At 55.1% G+C, this 21,175-nt stretch carries 16 protein-coding genes; 6 read left to right on the forward strand and 10 right to left on the reverse strand.

Features of this window, described 5'->3' with window-relative positions; all coding sequences use genetic code 11:
* Positions 1 to 36 precede the first annotated feature (36 nt).
* Genes glnD through JRI89_04665 form a run of 3 tightly spaced genes read right to left on the reverse strand, consistent with a single transcriptional unit; the run spans position 37 to position 4,269 of the window.
* Positions 37 to 2,688 carry a [protein-PII] uridylyltransferase gene (gene glnD / locus JRI89_04655; protein ID MBW2070526.1) on the reverse strand — a complete coding sequence of 884 codons (2,652 nt, stop codon included), beginning with the start codon at positions 2,686 to 2,688 and terminating at the stop codon, positions 37 to 39.
* Between the two features lie 7 nt (positions 2,689 to 2,695).
* Positions 2,696 to 3,034: a P-II family nitrogen regulator gene (locus tag JRI89_04660; GenBank protein MBW2070527.1), complete on the reverse strand. Its 339-nt coding sequence runs from the start codon at positions 3,032 to 3,034 to the stop codon at positions 2,696 to 2,698.
* A gap of 14 nt (positions 3,035 to 3,048) precedes the next feature.
* A complete protein-coding gene (locus JRI89_04665; GenBank protein ID MBW2070528.1) occupies positions 3,049 to 4,269 on the reverse strand; it encodes an ammonium transporter in 1,221 nt (406 codons plus the stop codon).
* A gap of 377 nt (positions 4,270 to 4,646) precedes the next feature.
* On the opposite strand from JRI89_04665, the gene JRI89_04670 reads away from it, so the two are divergent.
* Together JRI89_04670 and JRI89_04675 are read left to right on the forward strand one after the other, a co-directional pair.
* On the forward strand, positions 4,647 to 4,907 hold the full coding sequence (locus JRI89_04670; protein MBW2070529.1) for a hypothetical protein: 261 nt from the start codon (positions 4,647 to 4,649) through the stop codon (positions 4,905 to 4,907).
* Entirely contained in the window at positions 4,901 to 5,260 is a 360-nt protein-coding gene (locus JRI89_04675; GenBank protein MBW2070530.1) for a type II toxin-antitoxin system PemK/MazF family toxin, read from the forward strand. The genes JRI89_04670 and JRI89_04675 overlap by 7 nt, the downstream gene beginning before the upstream one ends.
* Before the next feature lie 178 nt (positions 5,261 to 5,438).
* Here JRI89_04675 and nifA read toward each other — a convergent pair whose 3' ends face one another.
* The 5 genes from nifA to pilM form a co-directional block, all read right to left on the reverse strand.
* Entirely contained in the window at positions 5,439 to 6,959 is a 1,521-nt protein-coding gene (gene nifA / locus JRI89_04680; protein MBW2070531.1) for a nif-specific transcriptional activator NifA, read from the reverse strand.
* 304 nt (positions 6,960 to 7,263) lie between these two features.
* On the reverse strand, positions 7,264 to 10,035 hold the full coding sequence (pilQ, locus tag JRI89_04685; protein MBW2070532.1) for a type IV pilus secretin PilQ: 2,772 nt from the start codon (positions 10,033 to 10,035) through the stop codon (positions 7,264 to 7,266).
* Between the two features lie 182 nt (positions 10,036 to 10,217).
* On the reverse strand, positions 10,218 to 10,877 hold the full coding sequence (locus tag JRI89_04690; GenBank protein MBW2070533.1) for a type 4a pilus biogenesis protein PilO: 660 nt from the start codon (positions 10,875 to 10,877) through the stop codon (positions 10,218 to 10,220).
* Positions 10,878 to 10,909: 32 nt separating this feature from the next.
* On the reverse strand, positions 10,910 to 11,527 hold the full coding sequence (locus tag JRI89_04695) for a PilN domain-containing protein (GenBank protein ID MBW2070534.1): 618 nt from the start codon (positions 11,525 to 11,527) through the stop codon (positions 10,910 to 10,912).
* A complete protein-coding gene (pilM, locus tag JRI89_04700; protein ID MBW2070535.1) occupies positions 11,524 to 12,579 on the reverse strand; it encodes a type IV pilus assembly protein PilM in 1,056 nt (351 codons plus the stop codon). The genes JRI89_04695 and pilM overlap by 4 nt, the downstream gene beginning before the upstream one ends.
* 600 nt (positions 12,580 to 13,179) lie before the next feature.
* Here pilM and lepB point away from each other — a divergent pair.
* From lepB to JRI89_04715, 3 genes are all read left to right on the forward strand, one after another.
* Complete coding sequence (lepB, locus tag JRI89_04705; GenBank protein MBW2070536.1) at positions 13,180 to 13,845, forward strand: signal peptidase I; 666 nt, start codon at positions 13,180 to 13,182, stop codon at positions 13,843 to 13,845.
* Between the two features lie 83 nt (positions 13,846 to 13,928).
* Positions 13,929 to 14,621 carry a GAF and ANTAR domain-containing protein gene (locus JRI89_04710; protein ID MBW2070537.1) on the forward strand — a complete coding sequence of 231 codons (693 nt, stop codon included), beginning with the start codon at positions 13,929 to 13,931 and terminating at the stop codon, positions 14,619 to 14,621.
* Between the two features lie 277 nt (positions 14,622 to 14,898).
* Positions 14,899 to 16,488, forward strand: coding sequence for an FMN-binding glutamate synthase family protein (locus tag JRI89_04715; protein MBW2070538.1), 1,590 nt, complete (start codon positions 14,899 to 14,901; stop codon positions 16,486 to 16,488).
* A gap of 563 nt (positions 16,489 to 17,051) precedes the next feature.
* Here JRI89_04715 and JRI89_04720 read toward each other — a convergent pair.
* The gene (locus tag JRI89_04720; protein ID MBW2070539.1) at positions 17,052 to 18,125 is read right to left on the reverse strand and encodes a KamA family radical SAM protein; all 1,074 of its coding nucleotides are present in this window, start codon (positions 18,123 to 18,125) and stop codon (positions 17,052 to 17,054) included.
* Between the two features lie 167 nt (positions 18,126 to 18,292).
* Positions 18,293 to 19,603 carry a glutamine synthetase gene (locus JRI89_04725; GenBank protein ID MBW2070540.1) on the reverse strand — a complete coding sequence of 437 codons (1,311 nt, stop codon included), beginning with the start codon at positions 19,601 to 19,603 and terminating at the stop codon, positions 18,293 to 18,295.
* 214 nt (positions 19,604 to 19,817) lie between these two features.
* On the opposite strand from JRI89_04725, the gene JRI89_04730 reads away from it, so the two are divergent.
* Positions 19,818 to 20,765 carry a MurR/RpiR family transcriptional regulator gene (locus JRI89_04730; GenBank protein MBW2070541.1) on the forward strand — a complete coding sequence of 316 codons (948 nt, stop codon included), beginning with the start codon at positions 19,818 to 19,820 and terminating at the stop codon, positions 20,763 to 20,765.
* Positions 20,766 to 21,175: the final 410 nt, after the last annotated feature.

Raw genomic sequence — 21,175 nt, forward strand, 5'->3', positions numbered from 1 at the left:
GTGCGAAAAGATGCGCTCCTGGCAGGGATGCAATTGTCAGGCGGGTTTGTCGCGCAACACCGCGGCTATGGTCCGCTTGATGCGCGCCACCTGTTCCGGGCTGTCCACTTTCTGACCCAGTAGATCACGCACGTAGAAGATGTCCACAACCTGGTCCACCTTGGTGGCAATCTTGGCAACCCAGATATCCAGTTCCAGGCGGGATATGGTGGAGGTGATCTTGTAGAGCAGACCAGGGAAGTCGTGAGTGTACACTTCAATGATGGTGAAGAAATCCGAGGAGGTATTGTCAACCACAATTTCATCGGCGCGAACCGTAGTTTTGCTGAGGGCGTATCTGCAGGTGCGCATCTTGTCCCGCAGGGCAGCATCGAGGTCGAGCTCTTGCTGCAGCACAGAGAACAGGTTGTCCCTGACTCTGTCCCAGGCTTCCTCCTCGTGCAGACTGTCCGGCGGCGCTGTGACCTCGAAGATATCCAGAGCGATCTGATTGCGCCAGGTGTAGATCTGGGCGCTCAATATGTTGAGGTTGTTGAGGGTCAGCACCCCCGAGATCTTGGCGAACAGTCCAGGATGATCTTTGGCGCAGAAGACCAGAGTACGGTATCTTCTGTTCAGCGGCGGCTGAACTTCCAGGACAAAGGGCAGGTTGCCGAGCCTTTCATAAAGAGCGATGTGCCGCAGGATCTCAGTGGCGGGTACGGCCAGCAGGTACCGGGGAGACATCTGCTCGAAAAGCTGGGCAACCTGCTGCCTCGTTGCAGTTTTGCTGCGCTGCAGCACCTGCCGTTGTTTGGCTGCCACTACTTTGACGGAGCTCGGGCTTGCCAGCTCGCCGCCAGAGATGATGTGGCGGAGCTTGAAGAACAGTTCTTTCAGCAGCACAGCTATCCAGTCGTTCCAGGCTTTTGGTCCGGTCGCCATGCAGTCAGCCACGGTGAGGAGATAGAGCATTCTGAGATGTTCAAGATCGGCAACTGTGCGGGCGCACTGCACAATGACCTTCTCATCGTTGAGATCGCGCTGCGTGGCAGTCCTGACCAGCAGAAGATGGTACTGCACCAGAAAAGAGATGGTTTCGATGTCCTCCCTGGCAAAACCCATGCGGCTGAACACGGTTCGAACCATGGCTGCGCCGCGGCTGGCATGATCTTTTCCCTGGGCTCCCTTGCCCACATCGTGGAAGAGGGCTGCCCAGAGGAGAAGCTCTGGCTTTTCTACTTCGTCAATCAGCTGGGTGCAGAGGAGATCCTCGGTGTCATCACTGTTGCTGCCGAACCGTTTGACGGTCTGCACCGTTCGCAGCGAGTGCTTGTCTACCGGATACAGGTGATACTCATCATACTGAATACGGTTGATCAACGGCCGCAGTTCTGGAATCAGGGTGGGCAGCAAGCCGGTAGTGAACAGGTCGTCCAGGACGTCTACCTGCTCACCGGGTGCCATGAGCAAGCGGCGCAGCATGTGTACGGTCTGGGGTGAGGATCTGAAGTTATCGTCAATCAAATAGAGGAATTCCTGCACCAGTCGTTTTGCCTCCATGCTGAGCGGCAGCTGAAATCTGGAGCTTCTTTCAAAAATTCGCAGCAGAAGCTGAGGCCTGGATGGAATGTTCTCGGGCGCTGCAAAGGTCAGGGTGTTGCTCTGCCGCAGCCACTCGATGCCGCTGCCTCTGAGCCGCCGTCTAATTCCTGCCAGACGCACCTTGCGTTTCGGCGGCACTGCTTTGTCCAAGAAGCTGAGATGCAGTTGCTTCACACACTCCATGTGGCCGTGCAGGATGCCGAGAAAGCGCTCCACTGGCCTCTGTCCCCGGTGTTCCTCGAATCCCATGGATTCAGCCAGGGGAATCTGATAGTCGAAATAGAGTTGATCGCATCTTCTGCCAGTAATGTAGTGCAGCCAGTTGCGCACCGTCCAGATGAAGGAGAGAGCCTCGCCCAGGGCCAGGTACTCGGAATGGGAAAGGTGCCCCTGGTATTCCAGGTCCCGTGGCTGCTGCAGGTCATATTTCGCCCAGCCTAGCCAGAGCATGGTGTGATAGTCCCGGAGACCGCCCACGCCCTCCTTGAGATTGGGCTCCAGCAAGTAGGTGGAGTCCCCGTAGCGGAGGTGGCGCTGCAGGTTGCTCCGGGCAAGCCAGCGCACCAGAGCGTCGCGGTTGCGGCCCAGTAGCCTGGTTCGCAGACCTTGTCTGAGATCGGAATATAGAGAAGAGATGCCGCAAAGGAAGCGGGCGTCGATCAGGGCCGTGAGCACCTCCAGATCCTCTGCTGCCAGGCTGAGACATTCCTTCAGGGAGCGGCTGGCATGGCCAACCTCCAGACCCAGGTCCCAGAGGGGATAGAGGATTTCCTGGACGAGATCCTTTGCTTCCGGAGGCACCTTCCTGTGGAACAGCAGCAAGACGTCCACGTCCGAATGGAGACATTGCTCCCGGCGGCCGTAACCTCCAAGGGCGACAATGGCATAGGGATTCCTGTCGATCTGCATGCGAGGGCCTATGGCACTGGAGGCAAACCTGTCGCGAAAGTAGTCGTCCAGAATCTCTGCATGGCGGCGCAGCAGGGCAGTGCCGTTGCTGCGGCCGAGATCCTGCAGCAGCTCCTGCTTCTGGCGGTTGAGATTCAGGATAGCTGATCCTGTCTGCTGTTTATGGATGGCTGTGCTCTTCATGAGAAGTGACAAATTATCTCTATATGGCGTCCTTGCCCTGCTCTCCCGTCCTGATTCTGATCACCTCGTTGAGGTCGCTGACGAAGATCTTGCCGTCACCGATCTGGCCGGTCTTGGCTTTCTGCTCGATCACCTGAATTACCCGGGGGGCGAGCTCGGCAGCCACTACCACTTCCAGTTTGACCTTGGGCACGAAATCCACCCGGTATTCGGCTCCCCGGTACACCTCGGTGTGACCCTTCTGCCGACCGAAGCCTTTGACTTCTGTAACAGTCATTCCCTGCACGCCGATCTCTGTAAGACCCTCTTTCACTTCGTCCAGCTTGAACGGTTTTATGATCGCTTCAATCTTTCTCATACGCATCTCCTCTGCTAGATATTGTAGGCTGTCTCGCTGTGTTGGCTCACATCGAGACCCCGCACCTCGTCTTCATCGGCAACCTTGAGCCCCAGCAGCACATCGAGGAACTTGAATATGACTAGGGTCATGACAAAGGCATAGACAATGGTCGCCGCCACAGAGATAAGCTGCGTCCACAGCTGTGCCGGATTGCCGAAGAACAGGCCGTCAGCCCCGTGCGGATTTACTGCAGTGCTGGCGAACAGACCAGTGGCCAGCGCACCCCAGGTGCCGCCCAGACCATGAATGCCCACCACGTCAAGAGAGTCATCATAACCCAGTCTTGCCTTGCCCAGAACACCCTCATAACAGATTGCTCCTGCCAGGGCGCCGATAATGAGGGCGGCAACCGGGCTGACAAAACCTGCTGCCGGGGTGATGGCCACCAGTCCAGCCACCGCCCCGCTGGCCGCACCCAGGGTGGTGGGTTTCTTCCGGTGCAGCCACTCCACGACTATCCAGCTGACGGCAGCAGCGGCAGCAGCAACGTGGGTGTTGACAAAGGCTGCTGCTGCCAGGCCGTTGCTCGCCAGGGCGCTGCCCGCGTTGAAGCCGAACCAGCCGAACCAGAGGATGGCTGCGCCGCTGATGGTCATGGGCAGATTGTGGGGGGTGAACTGTTCCTGGCCGTATCCTTTGCGTCTGGGAATGAGCAGCACAGCAGCCAGGGCAGAAGCTCCCGAGCTAATGTGTACCACGGTTCCCCCGGCAAAGTCGAGGGCGCCGAGACTACCGAGCCAGCCGCCTGCGCCCCAGACCCAGTGGGCCACTGGAGTGTATACCAGGGTGGACCAGAGTAGTATGAAGATGACAAAGGTGCTAAATTTCAACCGTTCGGCAAAGGCGCCGCTGATGAGCGCCGGGGTAACTATGGCGAACATGCCCTGAAAGATCATGAAGGCCTGGTGAGGGATGGTGCTGGCATAAGCCTCATTCGGTGAAAGACCGACGTCTTTGAGGCCGCACCAGGAGAGATCACCGATGAAGCCATTTATGTCCGGGCCAAAGGCCAGAGAATAACCCCAGAGCACCCAGACCACTGTGACCAGACCGATTACCATAAAGCTCTGCATAATGGTGGCCAGCACGTTCTTGCTGCGCACCATGCCGCCATAGAACAGGGCGAGTCCCGGGGTCATAAACAGAACAAGTGCCGCACTCAGCAGCACAAAGGCCGTGTCACCTGCATCAATCATCTCCTGTCTCCTTCTCGGGGAAGCTGTTAGTGAACAGAGGCCCGACGCTCGTTTCTGCAGGGGCTGAGCAATGGTTGTGCCATGGTCGTCATCCATATTGAATAGGTAGTAAATACAGCCAGATGCAGGAAATGGTCAGCCAGGAGTCACAGGTGAAAGTTACAAAATTGTAGGAAGATTATCAATCATCAGCCATCGGTTATCAGTTGTCGGTTATCAGGGTAGGGTAGAGCGCTTCGCACTATCTTTACTCTATGCGCTGTGCCCCATGGCTGGCGCCAGGTACAGGGACAACCTTGCTTGCTGTTGACATACATATCATTTATACATATAATTTGGAAACTAATTAGGTCATACCAGAAGGAGGCTAAATCATGGCGACTCAGAAAATCGCTATTACAGTCCCTCCACATTTTCTTGAGAGGCTGGATATGTGGGCCAAAAGAGCAGGCAAACCTCGAAGTCGGTTTGTTGTTGAACAGATGGAAAAAAGGCTCCAGGAGCTTGAAGACGAATACGTCACCGAATTGTATAATCGGGCTTATGGAGACAATGAGTCTGCAAAGGAAAACAGCGAACTCGCAGAGGAGATGCTCTCGCTCAGTCCAGTACCGCATATGGAGGAAAAATGGTAATTTCCCAGGGTGACATCTGGTGGGCCAGCCTTTCACTACCGCAGGGGTCTGAACCCGGGCTCAGCAGGCCAGTGGTTGTAGTTCAGCGAAATGCGATCAACAGGAGCAAGTTCCAGACTATCCTGGCTGTGCCCTTGACCAGACAGACGAAACACGCAAACATTCCTGGCAATGTTTTGTTGAGAAAGGGCATGGGAGGAGTTCCAAAAACCAGTCTGGCAAGGTGCACCCATGTTATGGTGATTGACAAGTCACGTCTTGTTGAAAAAATAGGAACTTTGCCAGGGCGAAAAATCGAGGAGATCATTCAAGAGATAATCTGGGTTTTGGGCGGCCCCAGAGCGGACAGATAACCGTTCCGGCTAGGGTCACGCCTAAGAAGCCCGTATCGTTAGATGGTCAGGGCAACGTCTCATGATTCGGCGAAAGACACAACCAACAACCAACAACCAACAACTGATAACCGATAACTGATAACCGATAACTGATAACTAATAACTGATAACTGATAACCAACAACCACCAACCGCCTCACCTGTACTGCCGATAGTCGACGCCGTACTTCCTGGCCTTGTAGCCGAACTTCCTCTGGGTGATCTGCAGCAGGTCGGCTGCTTTGGCCATGTTGCCCCTGGTGTTTTTCAGGGCGTCGATAATCATCTCTCGCTCCACCTCGGCCACTGCCTCTTCGAGGCCCCGACTCGGCAGGGTGTCTGACTTTTCACCCGTCTGCAGGGTGGGGGGCAGATGATAGCTTCTGATCACGCCGCCTTCGCAGAGGAGCACGGCCCGTTCGATGCAATTCTCCAGTTCTCTCACGTTGCCGGGCCAGTGATACTGCATGAGCATGTCGATTGCCGGCGTGGAGAATCTCCTGATATCCTTGTGGTTCTCTTCGGCATACTTTTCCAGGAAATGGTCGGCCAGCAGGAGGATGTCGGTCTTTCGCGCCCGCAGCGGCGGCAGGTAGATGGGAAAGACGTTCAGACGATAGTAGAGGTCTCCTCTGAAAGATCCCTCTGCCACAGCCTCCTCGAGATTCCTGTTGGTGGCAGCAATGACGCGCACATCGGTCTTGATGGTCCGGGTTCCCCCCACCCTTTCGAACTCTTTCTCCTGGAGCACGCGCAGCAGGTTCACCTGCAGGTCCGTGCTCAGCGAGCCGATCTCGTCAAGAAAGATGGTGCCCTTGTTGGCCAGTTCGAATTTTCCCCGTTTTTGTCTGATGGCGCCGGTGAAGGCGCCTCTTTCATGGCCGAAGAGCTCGCTTTCTATAAGGGTTGACGGCAGGGCAGCGCAGTTGACCTTGATAAAGGGCTGTTTGGCCCTCTTGCTGTTGTAGTGGATGGCGTTGGCTACCAGCTCCTTGCCTGTGCCGCTCTCACCGCGGAGAAGCACAGTGGCATTGCTGCGGCACACCTGCGAGATCATCTGGAAGACTTCCCGCATCTTGTTGCTGTTGCCCACAATATTGGTGATGCTGTGTTTGTCAGCCAACAGCTGATGCAGCCGCTGGTTTTCCTCCCGCAAAGCCTCCTTCTCCATCTGCAGGGTTTCCAGATTGATGACCCGCTGTGCGAGCATGGTAGAGACCACCGAGAGCAGCCGTTGCCCGGCCTTGAGGTCGAAGGAGGCATTGTAGGGAAGATCCACACTGAGAGCCCCCACTACCTGCTGGCCTTTCTTGATGGGTACACAGATAAATGACAGCTCCTGGTCAGGGGCTCGCCGGCTGGCGGTGCGGTTGAGAAAGAGAGGCTCCTCACTAATCTTGGGCACGACAATGGCTTTTCCTTGCTGGATGACCCTGCCGGTGATTCCTTCGCCGGGCTTGTAGCGGCCGCGCTGTATGGCCTTCCTGGAGAGGCCGTGCGCCACCTCGATGCGTATTTCATCGCGCAGACGGTTGAGAATGGTGATGGTGCCGCGCGTCATGCCCATTGATTGCGACAGGATGTGCAGCACCGCATAGAGAGACTTGCGCAGATCCATGGTGGCGTTCAGGGCCTCGGCGATCTCGTAGAGGGCGGTTATTTTCTCGATCTTTTTCACGTCAGTCTCTTTTCCCTGGCATACATAACACTCTGGCAACATTTATCACAAAATTGTCATTTTTAAAACTTGATTCTCTGGCGGGACCTTCGGTGTTTCTCCTTTGAATCTGGAGCACCCTGGGCGGCTCGGGCTGGGGATGGCTGGAGATGTTTCCTCTAGAGTCTGGCTGCTAGTCCGGGGTGTCACTCTGGCCAGTCATGGACAACAATACGGGAAAAAAGAAAAGCACCGCAGATCTTTCACTAACTGACCTTGCGGTGCTTGCTGTTTACAGTGATGTAGTGAGGCAGCCGAAGGAGGTCTACCTGGCAGCCTCAGTGCTGAACCTGTCGCCCCTGACAATGGTGGGGCTCAGGAAGATCAGCAACTCGGTCTTGTTGTCGCTGACCAGACGGCTCTTGAACAACCAGCTCAGCCCTGGAATCTTGGCCAGGAAAGGCACCCTGTCTTCAGTCCAGGATCTGTCCTGCTTGACAATGCCGCCGATCACCACAGTGTTGCCGCTGCCCACCATGAGTTCGGTGGTTGCCTCCCGGGTGTTGATGGCGGGCACGCCGTTAACTGTCCTGCTGAAGTCGGCAAAGTCGTTTTTGGCCTTGACCTCCATGCGAACCTGGTCATCCGGGGTAATGTGCGGCGTAACGTCGAGAGACAGGGTTGCAGCCACAAAAGCTGTGGAGATGCCGTCCTCACTCTGTTGTGGATACGGTATCTGTTCACCCTGTTGGATGCTCGCCTTCACATTGTCGAGAGTAAAAATGCGCGGACTGGAGATGAGCCGCACCTCGCCCTCAGACTCGAGGGCAGAGAGTCTCAGATCCAGTTCGAACAGGTTGGTACCCATTCTGGTAAAATTGACTCCCAGGGTGCCTATCGATGCCACCGGTGCACTCACCGCCGCATCGATTACCTGCGGTGCTCCAAGCCTGTTGGTCAGACTGTTGATGGTGTAGCTGGCGTTCCAGTCGATTCCCAGGTCTCGACTGAAGTTGGTGGAGGCCTCTACTATTCTGGACTCGATCATGACTTGCGGTGTTGGCCGGTCCAGCTGAGCAATGAGGTCCCTGGCGTTTTCAATGCGCTTGGGATAGTCGCTGTAAATGATCAGGTTGGTTCTCTCGTCAACCGAGATGCGGCCCTCTTCACTTCTGATCTTGTCGATCTGACCGGCTACATCCTCAGCTGAAGCGTAGTTGACCTGGAGATATTCAGTGGTGATTTCGCCCAGATCTCTTGCTGCGGCGAGCCTTTCCTGTTCCGCTTTAATGGCGGCTACTTTGGCTTCGCGCTGCTTCTTGATCTTCTCCGAGGTGGCCACCAGGATGACGTTGCCTTCGGCCACCTTGTCGAGGCCGTTGATTTTCAGCACCAGGTCGAGCACCTGATCCCAGGGCACTCTCTCCACTTTAAGAGTAACCTTTCCCTTGACGCTGGGATCGATTACCATATTCTTGCCGGTGACGTCAGCAAGCAGCCTGAGAACATTGGCCACATCCACGTCTTGCAGATCAAGAGATATCTTCTCGCCGGTATATTTCTTGTCCAGGCTTCGAACCTGGACCACCGGGGGGCTGCCCTGGGCAGCCGGGGCTGCCGGCGGTGCTGTCTTCTGGATCTCCATCCTTCCAGCGGCGACGGCCGAAGGTGCCGCAGCTTTCTTTGGCGTCTCCGCCGCAGGAGCAGCAGCTGCTGGAGTTCGCGCTTCCACCACAGTCACTGGTTTTCCCAGTTTGATTGGCGCTGGCGGCGGCACAGCCGAAGGAGCAAAATCCAGGTAAATTTCCTTGCCCGGAAGTGAGAGTTGATAGGGCACCATTTCGCGCAAACGCACATCGAGAGCCACCATGTTGGGCTTGTCGGCTACTGGGCGGGGATTGATGAGGTTGACAGCGCTGGCGAACTGGCCGGTATCGATATAGCGCTGCAGGTAGTCGGGCAACACCGAATCTGGCAGAACCAGAGAGAGGCTCTTGTCACTGGTTACCTGGATTACCGGACTGACCACGCGGTCGGCCCGCACACTGAGGCGCGATGTGCCGGAGTCGAGCAGCCGGAAATCAATGGACTCTATACGTGCAGGTTTTGCCACAGCAACTGCTGGCTTTGCTGCCTCGGGCTGCTGGGCAGTGGCGGCCATTGCTCGGGAAGCAAAGCCCGGCCCTGGTTCAAAGGTGACCACCAGCCGGTCGTCAGCAGGGGTAATGGAGTAGGGTACGCCGGCAGCAGGCACCAGGTCGAAGACTACCCGGGCCTTGTCAGGGTAATTGCCGAGTCTGATCTTGTTGACCAGGGGGCTGTCAACCGGCAGAGAATTCCTCCCCACTGCCGCCTTGATTCCCTTGAGATCCAGCACCAGCCGCGGCGGCTTCAGCAGAGGAAAGCTGGTATAGGCCGGCAGCCTGCCGTCTGCCACCAGATATACCTTGACGGTCTGGCCCTCGGTGAAAGGTTTTACGGCCACGATCTTGCTGGCCTCGCCCAGGGGTGCGCTGGTCTGTACAGCTGGCGGAGGGGCAGCCTCTTGCTGGGCAGTGCTTTCCGCCACAGCCGGCTCAGGTGGATAGACCTCCACCTCTGGTTGGGCCTCAGCTGCCGCAGCTTCCAGGGCGAAGCTGACCCTTATTTCATTGTCGTACTGGACAATGTCATAAGGAATTTCCTTCTTCAACCCCACCTCCACCCGCGTCATCGGCAGGGGATCCTGGTTCAATACTGTTGGCTTGATGGAGCTGACGACTTCGTTGTCCACAACAGGCAGCGGAGAGGCAATATTGCCCAGCGTGGTGGCCGGCAGATCAATAATGAGCCGGGGAGGATCCAGGGCCTTGAAGGCGGTGTAGGACAGGGCAGCCGAACCAACGAGCACCATGTCAAGCGTGGTATCGGTACGGTCCAGGCGAATGTCCTCGAGTTCCATAGGGGTGACCGCAGCCGCAACAGGTTTCTCCACCCCCTCTTTGGCAGCAGGCTGCGTATGCGATGGGGTGGCGCAGCTTTGGGCACAGAGCACAAGGGCCAGCAACCCTATGCAGATGAAGCTCCCTCGCTTCAGGTAATCTGGAGCATGCATCATGCCTCTCCTCCTTCCACTGGGCTCGTTTCGGTCACGTTGTTCATTTCCTCATGCCGGGCTCGCCAGAGACTGACGCTCTGTTTTGCCTCGCCCCTTCTGAGGTTGTGGTAGCGTCCACCTTGGCCGCACCAATGTCTCTGTTTGTCGACCACTCGGGCTGGCGTCTCTCCGCCCGAGAAAAATCACCTTCTCTTTTTCTTTCTCTTGGAGCCTTTTTTCTTCTTCTCCGGTGGCTTTTCCACAAACTTGTAAGTCACCGCAGTGCAGTCAGTCTTGAGGATGACTTCATCGCCCTGCCTTTTCAGCAAGGTCATCTTCATGTCGCTGACATTGACTATTCTGTTCAATCTGCTCATGCGATCAAGGAAGGTGGCAACATTGTGATAGGGGCCGGATACCTGCAGTTTCAAGGGAATCTCCGCATAGAAATTCTTGGCCACTTCCTTTTGCGGTTTGAAGAGCAGGAACTCCAGGCCGGCCTGCGCTCCCAGGCTGGAGATGCTTGTCAGCAGGCCAGGGATCTCGTCCTTGTTGGGCAGCAGCTGCAGAGCTTTCTTGAATTTTGCCTCTGTTTCTTTGTACTCTTTCTTGAATTTGCGCAGGTTCTTTTCCACCTGCCGCAGTTTTGCCAGCTGGCTCTGGGCTCTTGACAGGTCATTTCTGAGCGTTTCGAGTTGATTCTTCTGGGGCAGGTAGAAAAGCCAGACAAACCCCGCGAACAAAAGGAGCAGCACAAGCACACAGATGAGCACCTTTTGCAGCCTGGTCAGTTTTGCCAGTCTGCTCCAGGGTAAGCTGGGGAGTTTCACGCTGCCTAGGCCCTTTTTCGCATCTACAGCCATGAGCTCCATTCCTTGTCCCGCATCTGTTTACTTCATGAAGCGCGGGCTGAAAGGTTAGTTGCCGTTTTCATCTTGTCCTGTTTCGGCGTCTCCTTTTTCTTGGGAGGCACCACCTTGCAGGTTAGCTGGAACTCCTTGAGCTTGTATCCTTCGATCACGGTCTGCTTGGATTGCTTCAACACCACCTTGTTGGCATCAATTATCGGTGACCTGGCCAGGGCCTCCATGAACTGGGCGATGGTCTCGTTGCCGCGGGCTATGCCCTCCACAGTCAGGTTGCTGCCTTTCTGCTCCAGCTTGCGTATCCACATCTTGTCAGAGGGCACCAGCGAGGCGAGCTGATCGAGCACCCGCGGCACCAGATCTCGATTGGCCTCCAGGTTCCTGATGATTTGCAGCTTTTGCAGGAGTATCTTTTTTCTCTTTTCCAGGGCCCGCAGTTCCTTCTGCCGGGTCTGATGTCTCTTGATTTCTCGCTCCAGTCTGTTTTTCTCCTGAGTCATGCGAGTGATCTCATTGCTGCGATCTATGTGCACAAAGGCCATCACAGCGACACAGAAGAGAAGCAGCAAGAAAAAGACCGAGACTTCCTTGCGGACGACTTCCTCAACCTTACGTCGGCGTACAGGTAATAGATTGATCCTGATCATTTGTCACCTACCCGTCGGAGTGCAAGGCCTACGGCAACCGCAAACTGGGGAGCCACATAGTCTATGTATTCGGGATCAAAAGTCTTTTGATCTATTTCAATGCTGTGTAGAGGGCTGAAGTGAGCCACCGGGATGTTGGTGTCCTTGCTGAGGAGGCTGTCCAGTCCGGGGAGCCTGGACGAGCCGCCGCTCAGAAAGATCTTGTTGATCACCTCATCCGGGTAGGTGGCATAGAAAAAGTCGATTGCTCGCTTCACTTCAGTAGACCAGCTGGTTGCTGCGGAGACGAACATGGCCTCCAGGTCCTGCAAGGGCACTTTTTCTGTGGAGTGTCCCAGCTTGACCTTTTCAGCCTCCTCATATTCCATGCCGAAGCGCTCCTGGATATCCTGGGTGATCTGGTAGCCGCCGATGGAAGCGTCGCGATTAAACATGGAAACGCCGTTTTTCAGGACGTTGATGTTCATCTTGCTGGCGCCGATGTCCACCAGGGCCACGCCGCCGCTTTCAGCAGTGGGATAGTTGGCCTCGAAGGCATTTTCCAGGGCAAAAAAGTCCACATCCACCACTTGCGGCGTGAGGCCTGCCTGTTTGAGCAGGTTGGCATAATCCTCGATGACCTCTTTCTTGGCAGCCACCAGCATTACTTCCATGCGATCCTCTTTTTCAGGAGAAGACCCCAGGATCTGGAAGTCGATATTGACGTCCTCCACATTGAATGGAATGTACTGTTCTGCCTCCACCTGGATGTTCTCCAGCAGCTCTTCTTCTGTCATCTGGGGCAGATCAATCTTCTTTATAATGACAGAGTAGCCGGAAATGGAGATCGCCACATTTTTCTCCTTCACCTTGAGGTGGCGGAGCAGCTTCTTGATGGCTGTCTGGACTGCCTCGTGGTCTTTGACGGAGCCATCCACGATGACGTTGGGTGGCAGCAGGCTCATTCCCAGGTGTTTGAGCCGGTGGGCGCCTTTGGCAGGCACCAGATGCACGATCTTGACGGCATGCGAGCCGATGTCAAGACCAATGAGCGAGTCTTTTTTCCCGAACATGGCCTCTTCTCTGTAATGGGTAAGCGCCGGGTCTGAACAAAGGGTATATGAAAATTTTTGTCATACTATCGATATATATCTAGAATGTCAAACCTTTTTCTCGATGGCCGGAGAGATTTTAGGGGGCAGCAGAGAGCCATGCTCTCTCCTCGCCAGTGCCTGCCCACAGCGGCAACGTCTCCCTGTTTTTCTGGCTGCCCTCGTCCTTTCCTCCAGCAGCTGCAGCTGGGCAATTTTCCATAGTCACTCTGTTTTCGCCAGAATAAAGCAAAAATCAGGCCAATCGTGTGGCTGCCGCAGCTCGAGCACCCTGCAGCCAGCGGCTGGCTGAGCTCAGAGCAGCAGAGGGTTTGCAGTTGTCAGACAGTCAGCAGAGAAAGCTGCTCAGGCTGGAGCAGCAGCAGTGGAGAAGGCATTTGACCTGTCTGAGTCCGCAGGCCCGGACAGCAATGGTTGACGCTTGGGAGTTGCTATTTAGAAAATTCGTGCTAGACTCGAACCGTTTCGAGCCGCGCTCTGGAGGCAAGCCAATTATCAGGTCCCGTGCTCAGGGCTCAGTTGATATGCAACAGGTGGTTGTGTGAAAGGAACTAGTTTGACATGGCTGGCACAGTAAAACATCGCAAGGAAGCCGTGGACACCGAACCACTGTCAGGAACGAAGATAAAGAAGAAAAGCACCGCCCGCGAATACTTCGAAGCGATTGTCATTGCCATTCTCCTGGCGCTGTTTATCAGGACCTTTGTGGTGCAGGCCTTCAAGATCCCTTCCGGCTCCATGAAGCCCACCCTGCTGGTGGGAGATCACATTCTGGTGAACAAGTTCATCTATGGAGTGAAGCTGCCCTTTACCGACAAGACCCTCATCAAGGTACGCCTGCCCGAGCGGGGAGACGTGATTGTCTTCAAATACCCCCGGGATCCCAGCAAGGACTATATTAAAAGGGTAATTGGTTTGCCGGGAGATCAGGTGCAGCTCGTCAACAACAAGCTGTATCTCAATGGCAAGCCAGTGCCTGATCCGCATGCCTTTTACGGGAATTCACCATACAGCGGCAGCGGTCTGCTGCGAAATTTCGGACCCGTGGTGGTGCCTGCCGGCCATCTCTTTGTCATGGGGGATAATCGGAACGAGAGCGCTGACAGTCGGGTATGGGGCTTTGTCCCCATGTCGTACGTCAGGGGCAAGGCCTTTCTCATATACTGGTCCTGGGATCATGATCATTTCGGGGTGCGCTGGCGCCGTATGGGTGATATTATTCACTAGGGTGTAGCTTTTCGTGCTGCCCAGCAGGATTAATGTGCACATTGTTACCCTCTGGCAGGCAGCCAGGGCAGTGAATGTGAATTATGGACAGCAGTTCTTTCGAGGAAACCATTGAGGCCCTCACCCTGATCAGCAGGGCCATCACCTCCGATCAATACATTGAAGACATCCTGCGCCTCATTGTCATAGTCACTGCCAAGGTGATGAACTCCGAGGTCTGCTCCCTGTGGCTCCTGGACGAAAAGTCCAAGAGGCTCACCATTCGCGCCACCCAGAGCATTGACAGCGACTACATCAAGGAGCGCTCCCTGAAGCTCGGCGAGGGAGTGGTGGGTTTTGTGGCGAAGTCCAATCAACCCTACGAGGTGCTGAATGTGCTCCGGGAGCCCAGGTTCAAGGAAAAAGAGCTGGCCAGGAAAATGGGGTTGGTCTCGATGCTGAGTGTGCCCATGAGTGTAAAGAATAGAGTCGTGGGTGTGATCAACTGTTACACTTCAGAAGAGCACGAATTCAGCGACACTGAAAAAAACCTCTTCACTACTGTGGCAAATCAAGCGGCTGTGGCCATTGTCAACACCGAGCTCATGGTAAAGACCAAGGTGATCCAGGAGGAGCTCGAGTCCCGCAAATTGATCGAGAGGGCAAAAGAGGTGCTTATGCGCAGGCGGAACCTGAACGGTCGAGAGGCGTACCGCTGGATCCAGAAGCGCAGCATGGACTCGCGCAAATCAATGCGCGATGTGGCGGAAGCTATCCTCTTGTCTGAAGGCTTCTAGCGCCACTTTTCACTCATGCCCATTTCAAAACAGTTCAGCGGCCCCCACCTTCCCAAAAAATTCTTGACTTCGTGGACTAATGCAAGTTAATAAAGAGATGAACATCATGTGAGAGTAAATTCCGCATAATGGTGTGCGGTTTTTTGCTTCGACAAAGGCGTCCGTTGCAAGGGTGATCCTCTGTGCACGTGACGCCTTTCGGTTTTTATGAACACCTGAGACTTTTGTTTAGGGTAAGCGCTAGCTTATCTAGAATTGGGAAAGGGGGAATACCAGTATGAATCTTCAACGGCCAAATGCGAATGACGCTACCAAAACATTCAACAGATCCAAATCGGTTGTACCCATGTCCGGCCTATGTTCACGTTGTGTTGATGGTTGTCGAGGGAACTGCGAGGTCTTCAAGGCGGCCTTCCGAGGCCGCGAAGTCATCTACCCTGGTCCGTTCGGTAAGGTAACGGCGGGAGCGGACAAGGACTATCCCATCGATTACTCACATCTCAACATCCAGGGATACGCGATGGGTGCCCGTGGCATGCCTGAAGGAGTTGTTGCCGGCCCGGACACCGCAACCTTTCCTTCGGTGAGTACAGAAACGGAGTACGGCTGGAACAGCAAAGTGAAAATAATGGTGCCTGTATTTACTGGCGCCTTAGGCTCTACAGAGATAGCCCGCAGGAACTGGGAACATTTTGCCGTGGGAGCGGCCATTAGCGGCATTACACTCATTTGCGGTGAGAACGTCTGCGGCATCGATCCCGAGCTGGAACTGGGCAAACATGGTCGGGTAACCAGTGCTCCCGATATGGACCGCCGTATTGAACAGTACCGCCGCTACCATCAGGGTTATGGTGAAATGCTTGTCCAGTTGAACGTCGAGGATACTAGACTCGGCGTTGCCGAGTACATAATAGACAAGCACGGCCTAGACAACGTAGAGCTCAAGTGGGGTCAAGGTGCAAAGTGCATTGGCGGCGAGATCAAAGTCGACAACCTGGAAAGAGCGCAGGAGCTGCAAAGACGTGGCTACATTGTAACTCCAGACCCTTCTTTGCCAGCCAGTCAGCTAGCCTTTGCCAGTGGAGCAATCAAGGAGTTCGAGCGCCACAGTCGACTCGGGTTCCTCACAGAGGAAGGCTTTTACGCTGAGGTCGAACGACTCAGAAATCTTGGTTTCAAGCGCATTACTCTCAAGACAGGAGCCTACGCATTGCGAGAGTTGGCTATGGCTATAAAGTGGGGTTCCAAGGCCCAGATAGATTTGGTCACCATTGATGGAGCACCAGGAGGCACGGGAATGTCACCATGGCGCATGATGGAAGAGTGGGGCATCCCAAGTTTATATATTCACTCTATGGCCTACAAGTTCAGCAAGATCTTGCAGGACAGGGGCGAGAGAGTTCCTGATTTGGCATTTGCAGGTGGATTTTCCAGTGAAGATGGAATATTCAAGGCGCTCGCCCTGGGTGCGCCATTCGTGAAAGCGGTTTGTATGGGCCGGGCCTTGATGATTCCTGGTATGGTGGGTAAAAATATCTCCAAGTGGATGAAGAATGAACTTCCCAAAACAGTGAGTCAATTTGGCACTACCCCGGAAGAGATTTTCATATGCTGGGAGCAGGTCAGTGATATCGTGGGAAAGGATGAAATGAAGAACATCCCACTGGGGGCTGTAGGTATTTTCAGTTACATCGACAAGCTCAGAGTTGGCCTCCAGCAGATGATGGCTGGCGCCCGTTGTTTCTCGGTGCCAGCCATTTCCCGAAACGAGCTCATGTCGCTCACTGAAGAGTGCGCCAAGGTTACTGGTATTCCATACCTTACCGAGTGCTATCTAGAGGAAGCCATGGAAATTTTGAATGGCTGACAAAGCCCTTGTTGCATGCAGGTAGAGACCCAGCGTAGCCAGGTCTCTTTTGGGGACGGAGTTTTATAGCGGTTCTTGAGCTACCGACTATTGGTTGTCGCCTCAGAACTTGACAGAAGCGATTTTCTAGCCACGATCCAGTGAAATGGCCCATTTTCCGATTATCTTTGTCGAGGATAGATTTCAACCGTGCTGCCAATCGGAACAAGTCGGATCTATTGGGTCGAGGCTAAAGAGCTTTTCCTTACGGAGAAGGCAGTCTTAACACGTTGCCGTTACCCCTTCACCTCCAGGGCCACGGCCATGGTTACGATGCCGGTTTCGTCTGTGGGTTACGTCATTCGGCGAATCCTGGAACCGTTGCCGCGAACCCTTGCCGATACCGGCTTCGTGACCGTTGCCCTCGACGTCTTCACCAGCAAGCAATAGGCACAGGCCATATAAACACGTTGCGATAGCCGTCTGCCGATACGGACTTCGCAGCCGTGGCCCTGAGACGACAACTCAATACCCGACACCCGACACCTGATAACTGATAACCGACAACCGATAACCAATAACCCCTACTCCGGAATATTCGGCAGGGTGGTTATCTCGCCCTTGTAGTTCTTCAGGGTATATTCCTTCTCATTCTTGTCCACAATGTAGTAGTCGGGCATCAGCGGAATCTTGCCGATGTTGGTCGCTATGACGTACATGGGCTGGGCCAGACCCGTGGTGTGGCCGCGGATGGCGTCTCGGATGAGCTCTGCCCCCTTCTCCACCGGCGTGCGGAAGTGGTCGATTCCCGGGGCAGGCTCACAGTAGAAGACATAGTATGGTCTGATCCTGACCGCCAGCAGCTTCTGGTGCAGCTTCCTGAAGGTGTCCACGTCGTCATTTATGCCTTTCAGCAACACTGCCTGGTTGCCCACATTGACCCCGCAGGAGAGGAGATCAAAGACTGCCCTGGCGGTCTCCTCGGTGAGTTCCTTGGGGTGGTTGCACTGGGTGTTCACCCAGATCGGCACCTTGTGGTAGACGCCGAGCACTTTCTTGAGGCCGTCAGTGATCCGCTGCGGCAGCACAATGGGCGTGCGGGTGCCGAAGCGAATCATCTCGATGTGGGGTATCTCGCGCAGTTTGCGAATAATGTACTCGATCTTTTCGTCCGAGAGCACAAAAGGGTCGCCGCCAGTGACGAGCACGTCGCGAATTTCCTGGTGCTCCCGGATCCACTGCAGGCCCTCCTCCACATCCATGCGGAGCTTGAGATCGCGGTCCACCACCAGTTCCTTGCGAAAGCAATGCCTGCAGTAATTGGCGCACATATCTGTAATGGTGAAGGCAATGCGATCGTAGTACTGCCGGGCAATGCTGTCGGGCCTCACCTCGTCGGTGGCACGGTTTTCCTTCCAGATCAAGTAGTTGGGAATGCCATAGCGATTTTCTTTCTCTTTCACGGAAGGCACCACCTGCTTTCTGATGGGGCAGTTCGGGTCGTGGCGATCCATCAGGGAGGCAAAGTATGGTGTGGTACCCCACTTGGTATTCAGGGTGGTGATGCCCTCTTCCTCCTCGGGTGAAACGTTGATGTATTGCTTGAGCTTTTCAAGGGTGTTTACACTTTCCTGCAGCTGGACGATCCACTCTTCCATTTCCTGTTACTCCTCTGGGGCGGCAGTCTCTTTCTTGCCGCTGTCAGGGTCCGCAAAGATGGCCGACAATACACCGGGCATCCAGACAGAGTAAGAGCTGCTCTCTTCTTTCTGATGCCTGTGGCCTGTCTGCCGTGCCCTGGTGGTGTTCGGCGCTCCGGACCAGTTCATATGTGCAAGTACTTCTGGTGTTCTCTGGGAGTCACATGGGTTCGGTGCTCTTCCCAGTCAGCTATTTTCAGGCCTAGATAGTTGTTGTAGATGCGCTCTCCCAGTATTTCTTTCAGCAGTCGGCTCCTTTCCGCCTCCACCAGGGCTTCGTACATTGACCTGGGCAGATAGCGTCTGTCCCACACCCGGTACTTTCTTCTCTTTTTGTAGGTGCTGCCAATGTCAGGTTCACCGCAGTCGAGGCCCTCCTTTATGCCCTGCAGCCCCATGCTGATCAGCGTGGCAAACTGCAGGTAGACATTGCCGGTGGGATCAGGATTTCTCAGCTCGATTCTGGTGCTCTGTGGGTTGCTGGTGTAAGGTACCCGCACCATCGAACTCCTGTTTTTCAAGCCCCAGCCCCTCACCACAGGGGCCTCTCTTTCCAGGACATAGGCTTTGTAGGAATTGAAGGTCGAGGCCATAATAATAGAGGTCTCCCTGGCATATTTCAATATGCCGCCGATGAATTGTCGGGCGAATGGAGTCAGGTTGTGTACTGCCTCGGGGTCGTAGAACCGATTGTTGCCCTGCAGATCCATCACAGAGAGATGGATGTGGAAGGCGTTTCTGTTCTGGCCGTCAAAGGGTTTGGGCATCAGGGTAGCGTGCAGGCCGTACTCTGCCGCCACTTTGTGCATCACATAATTGAAGAGCACGGTTCTGTCAGCCACTGTCAGAGGGTCGCCGCACTCCAGATTTATCTCGTGCTGCGAAGCAGTGACTTCATGGTGCGCCTTCTCGAACTGAATGCCGCAGTCGGCCAGCACCTCGATGATCCGCTTCCTGACTATCTCGCCCTTGTCGTGGGGATCGGCATGGAAATAGCCGGCGCTGTCCGAGTGAATGTCTTCATGGAATTCGTTGCCCTTCAACAGGAAGAACTCGTGCTCCGGACCCACCAGGAATTTGCAGCCATAGTCGGCTTCAGCTCTGCTGAGAACATTTTCCAGTACAGCTCGGGCGTCCGACTTTGAACGCTCCCCCTGTGCATTGATGATCTTTCCAATAAAAAAGGCCAGGTTTTCCTGGCTGAAGCTGATTACCTTGAAGCTTTCCGGCAGCGGCACCAGGAGGCGGTCGCTGTCGTCCACCGTGGTAATGCCCGCAATGGAGCTGCCGTCGAAGCCTATGCCGTGCTGCAGGATGCCTTCGATGTTGGCCGGATTTATTGGCAAGCTTCTGGGTCTGCCATTGAGATCCGTGAAGAAGATCTTGGTAGAGTCTACCTTCTTGAGCTTTTCTCTGATTTGCTTTACCGTTGACATTTTAACTGTGGGCTCCTTTCCTGTTGAAATTGTCTTTGCGGGAGCGCAGCTTTCTGCCGCACCTCGTCGAGAGCGCTGCTCCAGGTGCTGGTTTTTGCTGGCTTCGGCCAGCCTGTCCTGGACAACCTGCACCCCCTCATTTTCAGTTTGACGGGAATACTAGTAAATTGTTATGTAAAAATGCAACAAAATTTTTTTATGAAGGATTTTTTTCATGCCATTCCAGGAACTGCTTGTGGAAAATCGCGTTCGACTCACTCCTTCCCAGAGACGGATCATGCAGTACATCATGAACCACTACGAGGAGGCCATCTTCCTCACTGCTTCTGAACTCGCTCGCAGAGTGGAGGTGAGCGAGGCCACAGTGGTGAGATTGGCGCAGGCACTGGGGTTTGACGGCTATCCCGGCATGCAGAAAAAATTCCGCCAGGCTCTGCAGGACAGGCTGTCCACGGTAACCCGGCTGGAACAGACCGTAGACAGGGCAGGACACGAGGGAGATGTGGTGCTGCGAGTCCTGCAGGAGGACATCCAGAATCTCTCCCACACCCTGAGGGATATCTCCATCGAAATCTTTGCCCAGGCAGTGGCAGACCTGCAGGCTGCCAGGAGGATTTTTGTGGTTGGGCTGCGGGGGGCCCATGCGCCGGCCCTGACCCTGGCCACCTATCTTCGCTTTCTCGGCAAGCAGGCCCAGCTCCTGATGCCGGGCCATGGAGAATTGTGGGATCTTCTCCAGGGATTGACGGCAGCGGATCTGGTGCTGGGCATCAGTTTTCCCCGCTACACCCGGCTCACCCTGGAGATTGTAGAGTATGCCTGGTCGCAGGGAGCCCGGGTGGGGGTAATCACGGATTCGCCACTGTCGCCCCTGGCCCGCCACGCCAACTGGGTGCTTACAGCGCACTGCGGGCTGGACTCCTTTATCGAATCCTTCACTGCTGCCACCAGCCTGGTAAATGCGCTGCTCACGGCGATGAGTGTGCAGGACCCCGACAGAACGCTGCATATTTTACGAGAGCGCGAGGCTCTCTGGGAGGAGAAAAGAGTCTACACCACCAATCCCGGGCAGCGCAAGGTGCGGCTGGCGGCTGCGCCTTCGGCTGCCTCGGGTTATCAGTTCTCAGGTTTCAAAAACCAATTCGTAGGAGAGGCTCTATAGCCACGACCTGATAGATCAGGCCTTTTCCGCTTTGAAGGCTAGGAGGCTTCCGGCTTCGCCTGCGGCTTCCGGCTACGTCAAACTTCGCCGTGACAAGAGGAGGCTGGGTCGGGTTATCAGTTATCGGCAGGTATCACGGCAATATGTTGGTAGCCGCAGGCTTTAGCCTGCGTTGTCCTGTGTTGATATCTATTTCTGCGCCCTGGGCCTTCTACCGTTGCGAGGGCATTGGGCTCAGGGCGCAAGGCGCAGGGCAAAAAGCTGTGAGGGTTATCAGGTATTGGTTGTCGGCATAGGGGACAGCGGTTGGTGCGGCCACTGCCCTGTGTCTTCAATCAGGGCCTCGGGCATCAACCGCTAACTCGGTGCAAGCGCCAGCCTGCTGGATGCGGCCTCGTGAAAAGAATATT

It is taken from the genome of Deltaproteobacteria bacterium, assembly GCA_019309045.1.
Taxonomy (GTDB): domain Bacteria; phylum Desulfobacterota; class Syntrophobacteria; order BM002; family BM002; genus JAFDGZ01.

What these genes read in the sequence shown, in the direction of transcription:
- JRI89_04660 (MBW2070527.1), bottom strand. Translation starts at nt 3,034, where the DNA reads ATGAGAAAGATTGAAGCGATCATAAAACCGTTCAAGCTGGACGAAGTG.
- JRI89_04670 (MBW2070529.1), top strand. Translation starts at nt 4,647, where the DNA reads ATGGCGACTCAGAAAATCGCTATTACAGTCCCTCCACATTTTCTTGAG.
- JRI89_04675 (MBW2070530.1), top strand. Translation starts at nt 4,901, where the DNA reads ATGGTAATTTCCCAGGGTGACATCTGGTGGGCCAGCCTTTCACTACCG.
- pilQ (MBW2070532.1), bottom strand. Translation starts at nt 10,035, where the DNA reads ATGATGCATGCTCCAGATTACCTGAAGCGAGGGAGCTTCATCTGCATA.
- JRI89_04690 (MBW2070533.1), bottom strand. Translation starts at nt 10,877, where the DNA reads ATGGCTGTAGATGCGAAAAAGGGCCTAGGCAGCGTGAAACTCCCCAGC.
- JRI89_04695 (MBW2070534.1), bottom strand. Translation starts at nt 11,527, where the DNA reads ATGATCAGGATCAATCTATTACCTGTACGCCGACGTAAGGTTGAGGAA.
- pilM (MBW2070535.1), bottom strand. Translation starts at nt 12,579, where the DNA reads ATGTTCGGGAAAAAAGACTCGCTCATTGGTCTTGACATCGGCTCGCAT.
- lepB (MBW2070536.1), top strand. Translation starts at nt 13,180, where the DNA reads ATGGCTGGCACAGTAAAACATCGCAAGGAAGCCGTGGACACCGAACCA.
- JRI89_04710 (MBW2070537.1), top strand. Translation starts at nt 13,929, where the DNA reads ATGGACAGCAGTTCTTTCGAGGAAACCATTGAGGCCCTCACCCTGATC.
- JRI89_04715 (MBW2070538.1), top strand. Translation starts at nt 14,899, where the DNA reads ATGAATCTTCAACGGCCAAATGCGAATGACGCTACCAAAACATTCAAC.
- JRI89_04720 (MBW2070539.1), bottom strand. Translation starts at nt 18,125, where the DNA reads ATGGAAGAGTGGATCGTCCAGCTGCAGGAAAGTGTAAACACCCTTGAA.
- JRI89_04725 (MBW2070540.1), bottom strand. Translation starts at nt 19,603, where the DNA reads ATGTCAACGGTAAAGCAAATCAGAGAAAAGCTCAAGAAGGTAGACTCT.
- JRI89_04730 (MBW2070541.1), top strand. Translation starts at nt 19,818, where the DNA reads ATGCCATTCCAGGAACTGCTTGTGGAAAATCGCGTTCGACTCACTCCT.